The organism is Corynebacterium jeikeium (genome assembly GCF_028609885.1).
Lineage (GTDB): Bacteria > Actinomycetota > Actinomycetes > Mycobacteriales > Mycobacteriaceae > Corynebacterium > Corynebacterium jeikeium.
Window position 1 is genome coordinate 1,055,699 of the sequence record NZ_CP063195.1, and the last position, 16,195, is coordinate 1,071,893.

Here is a 16,195-nt window from a genome sequence, read left to right on the forward strand (position 1 = left end):
CTAGGGAGTCATGAGCAACGACAGCACCCCGTACCGCGTTGTAGATAGCGAACTGCTGCTGGACGCGCCGATCATCGGCGTGCGCCGCGATACGATCACCACCGCCACCGGCGAGGCGAAGCGCGAGATCGTGGAGCACTTCTCCGCCGTCGCCGTCGCCGCTGTGCGCGATAACCACGTGATGATGATCCGCCAGTATCGCCATGGTGTGGGCCGCCACCTGTGGGAGATTCCCGCCGGCCTGCTGGACCTGGTGGGGGAGGATCCCCTGGAAGCCGCCCGCCGGGAGCTAGCAGAGGAAGCAGGGCTGCGCGCCCACACCTGGCACCTGCTGGGGGATGTCGTGACCTCCCCAGGTTTCAGTGAGGAAATGTGCCGGATCTACCTGGCCGAAGACTTGGACGATGACCTCTCCGGCATCGACCTACCCGAGGCAGAATTCGAAGAGGCGGAGATTGAAACCCGCTGGGTGCCGATCCCCGAAGCCATCGAATGGGTGCAGACGGGCAAGGTCGAAAACTCCATCGCCACCATCGCCCTGCTGCACCTGGCCGCAGGTACCCGCCGGGACGTTTCAGAGCCATTCAACTACCACTCCGGCCTCGCCGATCGCCGCTCCGCCAGCGCGGAAGCCAAGCCCGGCACGGACATGAAGTTCATCCGTTGAGCGCAGAAGCCAACCGCAAACTCGTCACGGCCTACATCCGGCATCTGAAGACCGAGCGCGATGTTTCCGTACACACTCTGTCGAACTACCAGCGCGACCTCGACCGCTACCTGGTGTGGCTAGGCTCCAAGGCGCTGCAGGAAGTCACCGCCACAGACATCGAGGATCACCTGGTTTACCTCCGCAAGGATCTGAACCTCGCGGCATCCTCCGCAGCCCGCGGACTGGCTGCGATCCGCGGCCTACACTCCTTCGCCCATACCGATGGCCGACTGGCGTTCGACGTTGCGGCGGACGTACCCACACCCTCGCAGGGCGGGTCCATCCCGAAGGCCCTAAGCCTGGCACAGGTCGAGGCTTTGCTGAATGCGGTGCCGGCGGGCGATGGGGCGTCACAAATAAACATCCGCGACCGTGCGCTGCTCGAGATGCTCTACTCGACCGGCGCGCGCATCACCGAACTTCTAGACCTCGACGTCGACGACCTCGACCGGGAACAGCGCGTGCTGCTCGTGCGCGGCAAGGGCGGCAAGGAACGCATTGTGCCGCTCGGGCGCCCCGCGCTGCAGGCGGTGGAGCGCTACCTGGTGAGGGCGCGGCCGAGCCTGAACAAGAAAGGCAGCCCGGCGCTGTTTCTCAACAACCGCGGGGCGCGCCTGGGTCGCCAATCGGGCTTCAAGATCGTTTCGCAGGCGGCGGAGGCGGCGGGGCTGGAGCACGTCTCGCCGCACAGCCTCCGACACAGCTTCGCCACGCACCTATTGGAGGGCGGCGCAGATATTCGCGTGGTGCAGGAACTTCTCGGCCACGCTAGCGTGGCTACCACGCAGATTTACACCAAGGTCAGCCCTGAGCACTTGAGGGAAATTTGGGCCTCATCTCACCCCCGTACCTAGTGCGCCTGATAATCTCTAGGGTGTAATTAAAGGCTATTTATCACAATCAAGGGAAAGGGCTTGACGGGATCGCCGATGTCACGTTCACAGTCACACGCGGATGCGTTGTTTGATAAGCCCGATCAGCGCATCGGCCTGACCGGACGACCGATCAAGGAACTGCCGGACCCCGAACCGTTGGATCGCCACGGTCCGGCCTCCATCATCGCGATGTGCAACCAGAAGGGCGGGGTGGGTAAGACCACTTCGACGATCAACATCGGTGCTTCGCTGGCCGCGTTCGGCCGAAAGGTACTGCTGGTGGATCTGGATCCACAGGGCGCCCTGTCTGCAGGCCTGGGCATTAGCCACGACGAGTTGGACGTTACGGTCTACAACCTGTTGGTCGATTCTTCTGCCTCTATTCTGGACGCCATCCACTCCAGCCCCGTCGACGGTCTGGATGTTGTTCCGGCGAATATCGACCTGTCGGCTGCGGAGATCCAGTTGGTGAACGAGGTCGGCCGTGAGCAAGCCCTGGCTCGCGCGCTGCGGCCCGTGATGCGCGACTACGACTTCATCATCGTCGACTGCCAGCCTTCCCTCGGCCTGCTGACGGTCAACGCCCTGAGCTGTGCGGATTCGGTGATCATTCCGGTGGAATCCGAGTACTTCTCCCTGCGTGGCCTGGCACTACTGATGGACACGGTGGATAAGGTCCGCGACCGCCTGAATTTCAAGCTCGAAGTGCTGGGCATTCTAGTGACGATGTTTGACCGCCGAACCCTCCATGCCCGCGAGGTGATGGAGCGGCTGGTGGAAGCGTTCGGGGATAAGGTTTTCGATTCCGTCATCACCCGCACCGTGCGCTTCCCGGAGACTTCGGTGGCCGGCGAGCCGATCAACACCTGGGCGCCGAGCTCTTCTGGCGCGGTGCAATACTCGAATCTGGCGAAGGAAGTCATTGAGCGCGTCGCTCAGCAAATCTAGCCAGCCCGTGCAGGAGCCAGGGCAGCCAGAGCAGCCCGAGCAGCCGGAAATCACCGGCTTCCGGGTGGCACTGGCTAACTTCGATGGCCCCTTCGACCTGCTGCTGCAGCTGATACACTCCCACAAGCTGGATATCACCGAGGTCGCGCTGGCGCAGGTCACCGACGAGTTCATCGCCTACACCAAAACCCTCAGCTCCAGCGCAGAGGACTTGGACGAGGTCACGGAGTTCCTGGTGGTCGCCTCCACTCTGCTGGATCTCAAAGCAGCCCGCCTGGTGCCGCGTGGCGAGGTGGACAGCGAGGAAGATCTCGCGTTGTTGGAAACCCGCGATCTGCTGTTCGCCCGCCTGCTGCAGTACCGCGCCTATAAGCAGGTGGCGGATCTTTTCGCCGACTGGCAGCGAGACGCAGCCCGCGCTTATCCGGCAACCCTGTCCTTGGAGGAACACCACGCAAATCTGCTGCCAGAGGTGAAGATCGGCAAGAATGCCGACGAGTTCGCCGAGCTAGCTGCGGCAGTGTTCCGCCCCAAGCCCGACCACGTGGACACTGGACACATCCACCAGGTGGCGGTATCTGTGCCAGAGCAGGCCGGACGAATTCTCAATACCCTCAAGGTCGCAGGCGAGAACACCTGGGTGACCTTCGGGGCGCTCATCGCCGACGCGGAGCTGAACATGATCGTCGTCGGGCGCTTCCTGGCGCTGTTGGAGTTGTATAAGGCCCGCGCCATCGGCATCGAACAGCCCGAGCCACTGCAGGACATGTCGGTGGCCTGGACCGGGCTGGATATCGACCCGGCTGTTGTGGCGGCCAGCAACTGGGAATAGGCGTCACAAAGAAAGAACAGAAAGGCACACACCATGAGCGACATGAACCCCAACCCCGCGCCGCTGCCGCAGGTGTCGGTGCTGCGCAGCCGCGTGGAATCTCTGCTGTTGGTGAGCGACGAGGCAGTGACGCCCACAGAGCTTGCCCGCGTGCTTTCCAACGAGGAAAAGGCGGTGCCAGAGGCCGAGGTGGCGCGTACTCTCCACGAGATTGCAGCGGAGTACGAAGCCAGGGGAAATGGCTTTGAACTGCGTGAACACGAGGGCGCTTTCCGGTTGTACACGCGGCGCGCGAACTCGGACGTGGTGGAGGCGAAGCTGCTGGATGGCACCCAGCAGCGCCTGAGCCGCGCGGCTCTGGAGACCCTGGCGGTGGTGGCCTACCGGCAGCCCGTCACCCGCAGCCAGGTGGCCGCCGTGCGCGGGGTGAACTGCGACGGCGTGATGCGCACACTGTCTCTACGTGGGCTGATCGCCGAGACAGGGGAGCAGGGCGGGGCACACCTGTACTCCACGACCGAGCTTTTCTTGGAGCAGATCGGCATCGAATCGCTGGAGGAACTGCCGGATCTGGCGCCGCTGCTGCCAGAAGTAGACAGCATCGACAGCCTTGACAATATCGACAATTAAGCAGGTTGAAGGGTATAGTTCGGGCTGATAATTCAAGATTTTAGTTCGAAGGGCTAGAAACACCGTGGACACACCCGCTCGCCGAGACGGCACACCGGAGACCGCTCCGAAAGACATCTACCTATCCCAGGCCAAGCCCGCCAAGCGTCAGCACGTAACGGCGCAGGAGGCGGAGGCTGCTCTCAATAAGCCAGAATCGGAGAAAGCGCAGGTGCGCCTGCAAAAGGTGCTGGCCTCCGCGGGTGTGGCTAGCCGCCGCATGAGCGAGAAGCTGATCGCCGCCGGTCGCGTGGAAGTCAACGGCGAAGTCGTGGTGAAGATGGGCACCCGCATCGACCCGAGCGTCGACATCGTCCGCGTGGATGGCGAGCGCGTGCAGGTCAACGAAGAGATGGTCTACTTCGTTCTGAACAAGCCCCGCGGCGTGCACTCCACGATGAGCGACGACCTGGGCCGCCCGTGCGTGGGAGACCTGGTTGGTACGCGCCTTAAGGAAGGCCAGGGACTATTCCACGTCGGCCGTCTGGATGCCCAGACCGAAGGTCTGCTGCTGCTCACGAACGACGGTGAACTCGCCAACCGCCTGATGCACCCCAAGTACGAGGTGAAGAAGACCTACATGGCCACGGTGCTCGGGGAGGCGAGCCGCAAGTTGATCCGCGAGCTGAAAGACGGCGTGGAGCTGGACGATGGCATCGCGCGTGCCGACAGCGTGCAGATCGTGGACGTGTGGCAGGGCAAGTCGCTGATCAAGGTGGAGCTGCATGAGGGACGCAAGCACATCGTGCGCCGCATGCTGAAGGAAGCCGGCTTCCCGGTGCAGGCGCTGGTGCGCACCAAGATCCACACCGTTCAGCTGGGCGAACAGAAGCCGGGCACGATTCGCGCACTGAACCAGGCGGAACTGCAGAGCATGTACAAGAAGGTCGGGCTGTAGCTAGATCAGCCGACGTAAACACACAATCAATTAGGGGAACGACCTTTTTATGACGAACGCACCTTTCTTCGAGCCAGGCTCCGCCCTGGATCAGCTCGCCAGTGCAAAGAACATTGAGGATGGCGGCCTGATCGTCGCAGTCGACGGCCCAAGCGGCACCGGCAAGTCCACCGTCTGCCGCCGCCTGGCCACCGCCGCGGACGCGAAGTACTTGGATACCGGCGCTATGTACCGCGTCGCCACGCTGCATGTTCTGCGCCAGGGCATCGACCCTTCCGAAGAGTCCGCACGCGAGGCGATCATCGCCGCCACCGCCGACCTGCCCCTGGAAATCAACGAGGATCCCACCTCCACCGAGGTGCTACTGGACGGCACCGACGTTTCCGGCGAGATCCGCGGCCCCGAGGTCACCGCACACGTCTCCGCCGTCGCCGCCATCCCGGAGGTGCGCGAGAACCTAGTCGCACTGCAGCGCTCTTTGGCCTTCGCCGCTGGTCGCTGCGTGGTCGAGGGCCGCGACATCGGAACTGTTGTTCTTTCGGACGCCCCAGTGAAGATCTTCATGACCGCCTCCGCCGAGGTGCGGGCCCAGCGCCGATACGATCAGGATCTGGAAGCTGGCCGAGAGGCGGACTACGAGGCTGTACTCGCGGATGTGCAGCGCCGTGATGAGGCCGACTCTTCACGCAAGACTTCTCCGCTCCGCCCGGCAGAGGATGCCGTGATTGTGGACACCGGCGAGATGGACATAGACGAGGTACTGGAGAAGCTGGCGCAGCTGACCCTGGCCAGCGCCAAGCCGGACAGCCTGGATTCCCCCGAAGAGCTGGTTTTCCGCACGGCTGATGGCGAGGTGCTGGGGGAGTCCGACTTCTCCGCCGCCGAGTTCTCCGAGTACGACGATGACGAGTTCGACGAGGGCAACGAGTCCGCCCCCGACGAATTCTTCATCACCGGCCCGGACGACTTCACCCTCGAGGGCGGCGGCGACATGCCGGAATCCGACGAGGACTGGGAAGCCCTGGAGGAGGCCTTCGGCGTACTCGGTGACGAGGAGGCCGAACAGGAGGCCCTGTGCACCGTCGCCATCGTCGGCCGTCCGAACGTGGGCAAGTCCACCCTGGTGAACCGCTTCATCGGCCGCCGCGAGGCTGTGGTGGAGGACTTCCCGGGTGTCACCCGCGACCGCATTTCCTACCTGGGCGAGTGGTCCGGCCGCCGCTTCTGGGTGCAGGATACGGGCGGCTGGGATCCGGATGCGAAGGGCATCCACGCGGCCATCGCCCGCCAGGCGGAGACTGCCATGGAGACCGCCGATGTGATCGTCTTCGTGGTCGACTCGAAGGTCGGCATCACCTCCACGGACGAGGTCATCGCCCGCAAGCTGCAGCGCAGTAAGGTGCCCGTGATCGTGGTGGCCAACAAGTGCGATGCGGACGCGCAGCTGGGCGACGTCGCCGAGTTCTGGGCGCTGGGCCTGGATAACCCGTACCCGGTGTCCGCGCAGCATGGCAAGGGCGCGGCGGACGTCATGGATGAGGTCCTGCGGGTCTTCCCGGAGCACCCGCGCGAGCTTTCGGTCGTTTCCGGCCCGCGCCGCGTGGCCCTGGTCGGTCGCCCGAACGTGGGCAAGTCCTCTCTGCTGAACAAGATCACGGGCGAGGAGCGCTCCGTGGTCAACAACGTTGCAGGCACCACTGTCGACCCGGTCGATTCCATCGTGGAGCTGGAGGAAAAGACCTGGAAGTTCGTCGATACCGCCGGCATTCGCAAGAAGACGAAGCAAGCGCGCGGCCACGAGTTCTACGCCTCGCTGCGCACCCGCTCCGCCATCGACGCGGCGGAGGTCGTTGTTTTTCTTGTTGACGCCAGCGAGCCCATCGCCGAGCAGGATCAGCGAGTACTTCGCATGATCCTCGACTCGGGGCGTGCCCTGGTGGTGGCCTACAACAAGTGGGACCTGGTGGATGAGGACCGTCGCGACCTTCTGGAGCGCGAGATCGAGCTGCAGCTTTCCCACGTCCCGTGGGCCCGCCGCGTGAACATTTCCGCAAAGACGGGCCGTGCGCTGCAGAAGCTGGAGCCCGCGATGATCGAGGCTTTGGAGAGCTGGGATCAGCGCATCTCCACCGGTCAGCTGAATACCTGGCTGCGCGCGGTGATTGCGGAGACCCCGCCGCCGATGCGTGGCGGCCGCCTGCCACGCGTGCTGTTTGCCACCCAGGCCTCCACCAAGCCACCGGTGATCGTGCTGTTCACCACCGGCTTCCTGGAGCACGGCTACCGCCGCTTTTTGGAGCGCAAGCTGCGTGAATCCTTCGGCTTCGAGGGCTCGCCGGTGCGCATCGCAGTGCGCGTGCGCGAGAAGAAGCGTAAGAAGTAGGCGCCAAAAATAGGCGCCAAGAAATAGGCGCTAGCGCAGCACCAGGATCCAGATAGCGATGTGGTGTAGTAGCGCCGCCAGGATCGTGGCGGCGTGGAAGACCTCGTGGAATCCAAACCAGCGCGGGGAGGGATTGGGCCACTGCTTGGCGTAGATCACCGCGCCGACGGAGTAGACGATTCCGCCCAACAGCATCAGCAGGCTCACGGCCACGCCCAACTGCTGGTAGTAGCCCACGGCGCCGATGGCAGCCAGCCAGCCGAGGGTGAGGTAAGTGGTGGCATCCAGCCACCGCGGGTGATCAATCCACACCAAATTCAGTACCACTGCCGCGGTGGCAGCCAGCCAGCACACGGCCAAGATCCACAGCCCGCCGGTGTTAAACCAACCCCAGCCGGTGAACCATCGCGCGCCGAATGCGCCGACTGTCACCGGCCCGTAGGTTCCGGCGATGAAGACCGCGATCATGGCATGGTCGGCACGCCGCCAGCTGTTTACCGCGCCCTCGGAGCGCCACGGCACGCGGTGGTACAGCGCGCTGACGGTGAGTATCCCGGCCAGGCACAGTGCGTACAGCGCCGTGGCCATGGTCATCCAGGACAGATGAAACTTGGAGGCTGCAACGATGGTCAGTGCCGTGCCCATGCCGCCGAAATACCATGCGGCGGCGGTGTGCAACCGCCCCCGCATATACGGGCGGGGGCCGCGGTCGAACGCGGGGCGAGGGGGCTTCTTCGTTAGCACTTGAGTTTTATGCACGAAAGAAAGTTTACGCGCATATACGTTTAGAACAACCCCGAGATAACCCCCTGCGCGTTAACATCAATGCGCTCGGCCGCGGGTTTCTTCGGCAGGCCCGGCAGAGTCATCACATCGCCGGTGAGTGCCACCACGAATCCGGCACCGATACGTGGTACCAGCTCGCGGACGTGCAGGGTGTGGCCGCTTGGCGCGCCCAGCGCGCTAGGGTCATCGCTGAAGGAGTACTGCGTCTTCGACACGCACACCGGCAGCTTGTCCCAGCCGTTATCCTTCAGAAACGCCAGGTCCTTCAGAGCCTGCGGGCCGAACTGTACGTCCGCCGCGCCGTAGATCTCCGTGGCAAGTGTGCGCAAGGTGGCTTCCACACCATCGACCGGCTGATAGATCTGGTGGCTGGAGCTGGGGGCGTCCTCATCAGAAACACCATCAACGACCTCCAGCACCGCAGAGGCCAGATCGGTCGCGCCGGCACCGCCCTCGGCCCACACGTTGCACTCCACCACGCGGACGCCGAACTGCTCGCCCCAGTCGGCGACCTGAGCGCGCTCGGTGGCGGTGTCAGAGTTAAACAGGTTTAGCGCGACCACGGGTTCCACGCCGAACTTGCGAATGTTGCTGACGTGGCGCTCCAGGTTGGCCAAACCGGCCTTTAGTACGGAATCGCCGTTGTGCTTTAGCGAGCGGATGGTGGCCACCACGACCGTTGCGGCGACGTCGAGGCCACCGGCGCGGGACTTGATGTCGAAGAACTTCTCCGCACCCAGGTCGCTGCCGAAGCCGGCCTCGGTCAGCACAACCTCCGACAGGTCCAGCGCCGTGGTGGTTGCGATCAGCGAGTTGCATCCGTGCGCGATGTTGGCGAAAGGCCCACCGTGCACCAGTGCGGGGGTGCCACCCAGGGTCTGCACTAGGTTCGGGTTGATCGCATCGCGCAGCAGGGCGGTGATAGCGCCCGCGCACTTCAGGTCGCCCGCGGTGACTGGCTTGCGATCATAAGTTTGGCCCACCACGATGCGCCCGATGCGCTTCTTTAGATCTTCCAGGTCGGTGGCCAGACAGAGGATAGCCATGATCTCGCTGGCCGCCGTGATATCGAATCCGCCCTCGCGGGGCGTGCCCTGACCAGGGCCGCCTAGGCCTGTGACCACATGGCGCAGCGAGCGGTCGTTGACGTCCAGGCAGCGCCGCCACGTCACCCGCCGCGGGTCGATGCCCAGAGCATTGCCGTGCTGCACGTGGTTGTCCACCATCGCCGCCAGAGTGTTCGTCGCGGCGGTGATGGCGTGCATGTCGCCTGTGAAGTGCAGGTTAATGTCTTCCATCGGCACGATCTGCGCATAACCGCCGCCAGCAGCGCCGCCCTTGATGCCCATGACCGGCCCCTGGGACGGCTCGCGGATCGCCACCATCGTCTGGCGCCCTGCCGTGCGCACCGCGTCCGCCAAGCCGATCAGCACCGTGGACTTGCCTTCACCCGCGGGGGTCGGGCTCATTGCGGTCACGAGCACGAGCTTGCCCTTTCTATTGACGCCCTCACGCTCCGCCCGCAGAGCGGGAACGTCGATCTTGGCCTTTGTGCGGCCGTAGGGAATCAAAGCGGCCTCCGGGATGCCGGCGCGCTCCGCGATCGTGGTGATGGGCTCCAGGGAGTGGGCCTGTGCGATTTCGACGTCGCTGGGTTGGGGATTGCTGGTTGCAGAAGAGTTAGTCATATTCCCAGAATAAACATCTACCCCTTATCGCCCCCGTAATAGCGGGTGTAAGCGTGGGGGCAACTAGACTTCAGGGGGGTAAGAGGGTAACCCCCCGAATATTCGCAAAACGATTACTTCCAGTGAGGTAGTGAGGTATAGATGACCGACAACGCACACACCAAGAGTGCCCTGCACAGCGATTGGAACGAGCGGCTGGCCCTGGCGCAGGAAATGCTGCCGCTGATCAGCCGCCTGCACCGCGATAAGAACGTGGTGACTTCCATCTTCGGCCGACTGCTTGTCAACGTCACCGACATTGAGATCATCAAGTCCCACCGCTACGCTCGCCGCGTGGTGGAAAAGGAGCTGCCGCTGGAGCAGACCCTGCCGGTCCTACGCGAGCTGGTGGAGATGAACCTGGGCACTGCCTCCATCGACATTGGATCCCTGGCCAGCCGCTACAACAAGGACTCCGAGGGGCTGACCCTGCGCGAGTACCTGGAGCGTGAGCTGGCGGAGGTTATCGGCGGCCCGGAGCAGGTCGAGCCTCGCGACATCGTCCTCTACGGCTTCGGCCGCATCGGTCGCCTGTTGGCCCGCATCCTGGTTGCCCGCGAGGCGACCTATGGCGGTGCGCGCCTGCGTGCCGTCGTCGTCCGCTCCAAGGGTGAGGGCGACCTGATCAAGCGTGCTTCTCTGCTGCGCCGCGACTCCGTCCACGGTGCGTTCGACGGCACGATCACCACGGACGAGGAAAACAACACGATCTGGGCCAACGGCACCCCGATTCGTATCATTTACGCCAACAACCCGGCGGAGATCGACTACACCGAATACGGCATCAACGACGCAATCGTGGTGGACAACACTGGCGTGTGGCGCGACCGAGACGGCCTGTCTCAGCACCTGGAGTCCAAGGGTGTGGCCAAGGTCCTGCTGACTGCTCCGGGCAAGGGCGACATCAAGAACATCGTCTACGGCATCAACCACGGCGACATCACTGAGGATGATCGCATTCTGTCTGCGGCGTCCTGTACTACCAACGGCATCACCCCGGTGCTGAAGGTCATCAACGACCGTTACGGCGTGGAGCACGGCCACGTGGAGACCGTGCACTCCTTCACCAACGATCAGAACCTGATCGATAACTTCCACAAGGGGGATCGTCGTGGTCGCGCTGCGGGCCTGAACATGGTGCTCACCGCCACGGGCGCGGCGAAGGCCGTTGCCAAGGCTCTGCCGGAGTTCGCGGGCAAGCTGACGGGTAACGCTATTCGCGTGCCCACCCCGGACGTCTCCATGGCAGTGCTGAACCTGACTCTGAACCAGGATGTTGAGGCCGACGAGGTAAACAACTTCCTGCGCCGCGTCTCCCTGCACTCCACGTTGCGCCAGCAGATCGACTTCATTAAGTCCCCGGAGGTCGTCTCCACCGACTTCGTCGGCACCACCCACGCGGGCATCGTTGACGGTCTGGCCACCATCGCCAATGGCAACCACCTGGTGCTGTACGTCTGGTACGACAATGAGTTCGGCTACTCGAACCAGGTGATCCGCATTGTTGAGGAGATCGCCGGCGTGCGTCCGCGCGTGCTGCCGCAGCGTGCTGCTGCGCAGGACCTGTAATTAGACACCAGCACTAGCGCCAGTGCTGGTGCTGGGTTACAGCAGCATTAACAAGAGCATCTGGCAGCCGATGATCTTGCCGATCATCGCTGCCGGATAGACGGTGGCGTAGCCGCGCATAGGCAGCTCCGTATCCGCTTGATCGTTGAGATAACTAATCACCGCGGGGTTGGTAGAGACGCCAGCGGCCATGCCCATCGCCTCGTCCCACTTCAGGCGCAGCAGCCACATCCCGCCCAGGCCACAGACGATGGCCGAGGTCACGGTGATGATGAAGCCAAGGGCGATGTAGTTCAGGGACGTGATGTCCGTCAGTGCGTCACGGAAGCCCGTGCCCGCAATAGTGCCTACACCCGCCAGGAAGATGGCCAAGCCCAGACTGCTGAGGGCCTTGTTGGCGTGGTAGGGGATTTGCCAGCCGATGGGGCCGGTGCGGGCGAGTGCTCCGAAAATGAGGCCCATGACGATGGGGCCGCCACCGAAGCCTAGGTTGAGCGTGGTGCCGCCAGGCAGAGGGATGGGGATCGCGCTGATGAGCAGACCGATGGCCAGCCCCAGGGTAAAGGGCAGCAGATTAACGTCCGCCAGGGAGCGTTCGGAATCGCCCAGGAATTGGGAGACCTCGTCGATGCGGTGCTTGGGGGTAACCACTCGCACGCGATCAGAGTAGTGGAGCACGTCGTTCGGGCCGGGAACTAGGTCTTCGTCGCCGCGACGGATGCGGGCAATGATGAATCCATGGCTGATCGGGTCGATGTCCTTGATGCTGCGTCCGGCGATGCTCGGGTTAGAAACGGTAATGCGGCGATAGCCGATGTAGGAGCTATCCACGTCGATGTCGATCTGCTCGCCCAGTGCGGCCGTGGCTTTGTCTAGAGAGTTCGGCGTACCGGTGATCACCACGATCATGCCGGGGTACACCTCTGCATCTGGGTAGGCGAGTTTGTGGTCCTTCTCTTGGACGTCCTCGGTGGCGTGGTGGGGGCGAACCAAGCGGGTGACGATGATCTTCGCATCCGCGATGGTTCGCAGGTCGCGTACACATCCTTCGATGCCCTCCCGCAGACGCACGCCGCGGTGCTCCAGTGGTGCGTGCAGCACCCCCTCGTCGATCGCGTCCTGACGGTGGTTTACCTTCAAAAGCTTGGTTCCGATAGCGGCTACGGCGATGGCGCCGAGCACACCGCCGGGGTAGGCCAGGGAGTAACCGACGACGGGGTCGGCGGCTAGCTCGGGGTGGGTGCCTTCCAACATGTCCACGACGGCCGCCATGCCGGGGGTGGACGTCAACGCGGCGGCAAAGGAACCGGTGGCCGTGGCGGCCTCGACTCCGAAGAGTGGCACCAGCAACCACGTCATGCCCATTAGGCCGACGAGTAGAACCACAACGAAGAGGATCATGCGCCAGCCGCGCTCGCGGAAGTCGGCGAAGAAGGCGTGCCCGGCTGTCAGGCCGATAGCGTAGACGAAGATTGCCAGGCCGAATTGGAAAATAATCGGGGGCAGCTGGATGTTGGGGTCCGCCGTGGAGAAGGCAATGGCGACGAAGAGAATCGCCGCGGTGCCCAGCGACATGCCGCCGAGGCGGATCTTGCCGATGGCGAAACCGAGGGCGAGGATAATGACTAGGGCGATCAGCGGGTTTTCAGCAAGGAATGCCAGCATGCTCTCGATCCTATAGAGAAATCCCCGCTCACACGAGGTGAGCGGGGACCCAAGAGAAACCTCAGATTAGGACTTTCTGAGTAGCCGGTTTTTACTTGCCGGAGATCAGACCAGCCAGGCCGGCGAGTGCGCCGCCGATCAGGTTAACGAGACCCTGGAAGAAGTTTGCAATCAGTTCAATCATGGGAGTGATCCTTTCATTGTGTAGTGACGGGCGCTAGGGAAGTATGTGAGTTTGTTAGCGCCTTCACACTGACAATCGTTTGTGCTCTCTAAGCGTTACGTCCTAGATACAATTTTTTCGAAAAAATTGTGAAAGACATTCTTTTAGCAGGTGAGAGGCCTCAAAATTTTTTCCCTAGGCTGGGGTACATGGCACGAAATACTCTCTCGGATCTCTTTTCCCGCACCAAAAGCCTCGACGGCGCAGGCTACGGAGCCTACAAGAAGCTGAAGGGCGCGTATAGCGAATCGGGTCTGACGGTTTCCATCGACCGCGTGCAGGCCGATCCTTATGCCAGCCCCTCCAAGGTGCGGCTCATCCTTCCCACGAAGGTTGCGAGCATCCCACAGCACCTCGTTGACGATGCCACCGGCAGGGTAGCGGTAGCCGACTTCCTGGCCCGGCGGATCCAGGCCGATCCCAACCGACCGCGCAACGTCCATGTCGGCGATATCGGTCAGCAGGTTCTCGAGCGCACCCACGTGCTGGTCACCCCGGATCGCGTAGAGGCCCGCCTACTCGTCGGCCTCCCCGCCAAAGGTCGCCGCATTCTCGGCCGCCAGGCAGCACATTTGCTGGCCGATGATTTGCCGAACCTCTCTGACGACTGCCTGCGCCACGATCGCTTTGACCCCGCCGATGTGCAGGCCCTCGAAGATCACGTGGCACTCCTGCGCGACCAGGAGGCATTGCGCGCCCAGTTGAAGTCCCGCAAGCTCGTCGCCTTCGTCGGCAACGGCGCGATCCTTCCGCGCGCGGCGGGAGATAGCGACCGCCCACTGGCCGCCAACCGGGCAACGTCTTTTGAATCCCCGGAGTCGCTTTCCCAAACCTTCGAGCTCCCCAGCGGCCGCACGGTCACGGGGATGGGCATACCGGAGGGCCTCACCGTCATCGTCGGCGGTGGTTACCACGGCAAGTCAACGCTTCTGCGCGCCCTGGAACGCGGCATTTACCCGCACGTCTCCGGCGATGGCCGCGAGTGGGTTATCTCCCGTGCCGACGTTGCCAGTGTCCGCGCTGAGGATGGCCGCCCCATCACCGGCGACGACATTTCGCCGTTCATCACCAATCTGCCCACTGGCACCGACACGAGCCGCTTTTCCACCACGAACGCATCGGGCTCCACCTCCCAGGCCGCCAATGTCGTCGAAGCGCATGCCGCAGGCGCTTGCGCGCTGCTCATCGACGAGGACACCTCGGCCACTAACTTCATGATCCGCGACCGCCTCATGCAGCGCCTCGTACCGAACAACAAGGAGCCCATCACCCCGTTTGTGCAGCGTGTTCGTTCTTTATATGACGCCACCTCGGTCTCCACCGTCCTAATCGCTGGTGGCTCGGGTGCCTATCTGCGGCTGGCCGATACTGTCATTGCGATGGATGCCTACCGTCCCAGCGAGGTGACCGCACGTGCACATGAGATCGCGCTGGAGAGGCAGACCCCGGTAGACACAGAAGATGCGCAAGAAGCGGGGGAGTTCCAACACATTACCGCCGAGCGTGTCCTGGCGCGCGGGACTCTGTCGTCTCGCAAGCCTCCAAAACCTCGCGGGCTATCCACTATCAGCGTGGATCGTTCGGACATTGACCTAAGCGCCGTCGGGCAGCTTGTTGCGCCATCTCAGACAGCGGCGATCGCGGCTGCGCTGGCGTGGTTGTCTAAGAACGCCGATGGCCAGACCCCGCTGGTGGATCTGGTTGCTCGTCTGGAGCAGCAGATCACCGAGAAGGGTCTGGCCGTGCTGACGCCGGGGCGTGATCACCCCGGCCACTTGAGTCGCCCGCGCGGGGCGGAAATCCTGGCTGCGGCAAACCGCTACCGGGAGCTCAAACTCGCCTAGAGGACCTGGCGCTCGTTCTCCTTGAGAACCTCCATGCCGCGGGTCGGGTAGTCGGTGATCAGACCGTCGACCTTCGCGTCGATCATCGCCTGCATGTCGGGCTTCTCGTTGACGGTCCACGGCAGAACCTGCAGGCCTGCCTCGTGGGCAGAGGCCACGCTTTCCGGAGTGACCAGCTTGTAGTGAGGAGAGAGGATCTCCGCACCCAGCTGGGTCGCGGCCTTGTTTACGTCGCCGCCAACCTTGTCGTAGTCAACGTCACCGATCCACTGGGAGTCGGACTTCCACGTGGTGGCGTCATAAAGAAGCGCCAGAGAAATATCCGGCTGGGCCTTGCGTACCAGCGGCAACGAGCGCCAGTCGAAGGACTGGATGGTGGTGCGGGATGTGGCCTTGTTGGCGCGCACGACCGGCAGGATCGCGTCGACGAATTCCTGCGGCTCGGCGGACTTTTCGCGATCCTCTGCCTCGATCTTGGTTTCGATGTTGAAGCGCATCTGCGGGTCGGCAGCGGCGATGTCGAACACATCTTGCAGCTGCAGCAGCTTGTTTTCTTCCTCGGCCTTCGCATCCGGGAAGTCCTTCAGCACCTTGTTGCAGTTCAGAGTCTGCAGCTGCTTCCAGTTCAGCTCATGGATGAGCTTGCCTACGTAGGGGAACTCCGGGTCATTCTCGGTGGCGGGCTTGGTGTCGGTGCACTTGTCGGCCTGGATCTCTGGGTCGTGCCAAACGACCGGAGTGCCATCCTCGGCCAGGACGATATCCAGTTCCAGGGTGGATACGCCCATCTTCACGGACTCTTCGAATGCCTTGCGAGATTCCTCGGTGTACTCGCCACGTCCACCACGGTGGGACTGCAAGTCGAAGCCCTGTGGCTTGGCTGGCTCAGGCTTCGAGGATCCAGCGATGGAGGAGCCGAAGCTAAAGGAGGATCCGGCGATGGAACCCTGCGCGGCAACTGCGGTGCCGGCGGAACCGAGGGAAACGATGGCGGCCACTGCTGCGGCAGCGGTCTTGCGCCAGGTGAGGGGTGTCTTCATACTTTCCTTACTGCGAGTTGTGAGTGC

At 63.1% G+C, this 16,195-nt stretch carries 13 protein-coding genes; 9 read left to right on the forward strand and 4 right to left on the reverse strand.

Annotated elements, in window-relative coordinates; all coding sequences use genetic code 11:
- Window positions 1-10: 10 nt before the first annotated feature.
- The 7 genes from CJEIK_RS04615 to der all read left to right on the forward strand — a co-directional run bounded on the left by CJEIK_RS04615 (window position 11) and on the right by der (window position 7,314).
- Window positions 11-667 (forward strand): NUDIX domain-containing protein, encoded by a 657-nt coding sequence (locus CJEIK_RS04615; RefSeq protein ID WP_005294537.1) that lies wholly within the window; start codon window positions 11-13, stop codon window positions 665-667.
- A complete protein-coding gene (locus tag CJEIK_RS04620; protein ID WP_005294541.1) occupies window positions 664-1,563 on the forward strand; it encodes a site-specific tyrosine recombinase XerD in 900 nt (299 codons plus the stop codon). Before CJEIK_RS04615 ends, CJEIK_RS04620 begins: the two co-directional genes overlap by 4 nt.
- Before the next feature lie 75 nt (window positions 1,564-1,638).
- Window positions 1,639-2,532, forward strand: a complete 894-nt coding sequence (locus CJEIK_RS04625; protein WP_005294544.1) for a ParA family protein — start codon at window positions 1,639-1,641, stop codon at window positions 2,530-2,532.
- A 64-nt stretch (window positions 2,533-2,596) separates the two neighbouring features.
- On the forward strand, window positions 2,597-3,364 hold the full coding sequence (locus tag CJEIK_RS04630) for a segregation and condensation protein A (RefSeq protein ID WP_248623866.1): 768 nt from the start codon (window positions 2,597-2,599) through the stop codon (window positions 3,362-3,364).
- Between the two features lie 33 nt (window positions 3,365-3,397).
- Entirely contained in the window at window positions 3,398-3,994 is a 597-nt protein-coding gene (gene scpB / locus CJEIK_RS04635; protein ID WP_005294548.1) for an SMC-Scp complex subunit ScpB, read from the forward strand.
- 64 nt (window positions 3,995-4,058) lie between these two features.
- A complete protein-coding gene (locus CJEIK_RS04640; protein ID WP_005294550.1) occupies window positions 4,059-4,931 on the forward strand; it encodes a pseudouridine synthase in 873 nt (290 codons plus the stop codon).
- Window positions 4,932-4,980: 49 nt separating this feature from the next.
- Entirely contained in the window at window positions 4,981-7,314 is a 2,334-nt protein-coding gene (der, locus tag CJEIK_RS04645; protein WP_005294553.1) for a bifunctional cytidylate kinase/GTPase Der, read from the forward strand.
- 30 nt (window positions 7,315-7,344) lie between these two features.
- Here der and trhA read toward each other — a convergent pair whose 3' ends face one another.
- Window positions 7,345-8,004, reverse strand: coding sequence for a PAQR family membrane homeostasis protein TrhA (gene trhA / locus CJEIK_RS04650; RefSeq protein ID WP_005294557.1), 660 nt, complete (start codon window positions 8,002-8,004; stop codon window positions 7,345-7,347).
- A gap of 95 nt (window positions 8,005-8,099) precedes the next feature.
- A complete protein-coding gene (locus tag CJEIK_RS04655; protein ID WP_005294561.1) occupies window positions 8,100-9,788 on the reverse strand; it encodes a formate--tetrahydrofolate ligase in 1,689 nt (562 codons plus the stop codon).
- Window positions 9,789-9,929: 141 nt separating this feature from the next.
- Between CJEIK_RS04655 and CJEIK_RS04660 the strand changes: the two genes are divergently transcribed.
- Window positions 9,930-11,396, forward strand: coding sequence for a glyceraldehyde-3-phosphate dehydrogenase (locus CJEIK_RS04660; RefSeq protein WP_005294564.1), 1,467 nt, complete (start codon window positions 9,930-9,932; stop codon window positions 11,394-11,396).
- Between the two features lie 36 nt (window positions 11,397-11,432).
- Here the strand turns inward: CJEIK_RS04660 and CJEIK_RS04665 are convergent, their stop codons facing one another.
- A complete protein-coding gene (locus CJEIK_RS04665; protein WP_005294566.1) occupies window positions 11,433-13,061 on the reverse strand; it encodes an aspartate:alanine exchanger family transporter in 1,629 nt (542 codons plus the stop codon).
- A gap of 372 nt (window positions 13,062-13,433) precedes the next feature.
- On the opposite strand from CJEIK_RS04665, the gene CJEIK_RS04670 reads away from it, so the two are divergent.
- Window positions 13,434-15,128 carry an ABC-ATPase domain-containing protein gene (locus CJEIK_RS04670; protein ID WP_005294568.1) on the forward strand — a complete coding sequence of 565 codons (1,695 nt, stop codon included), beginning with the start codon at window positions 13,434-13,436 and terminating at the stop codon, window positions 15,126-15,128.
- Here CJEIK_RS04670 and CJEIK_RS04675 read toward each other — a convergent pair.
- Complete coding sequence (locus tag CJEIK_RS04675) at window positions 15,125-16,168, reverse strand: glycerophosphodiester phosphodiesterase family protein (protein WP_005294570.1); 1,044 nt, start codon at window positions 16,166-16,168, stop codon at window positions 15,125-15,127. The genes CJEIK_RS04670 and CJEIK_RS04675 overlap by 4 nt on opposite strands.
- Window positions 16,169-16,195: the final 27 nt, after the last annotated feature.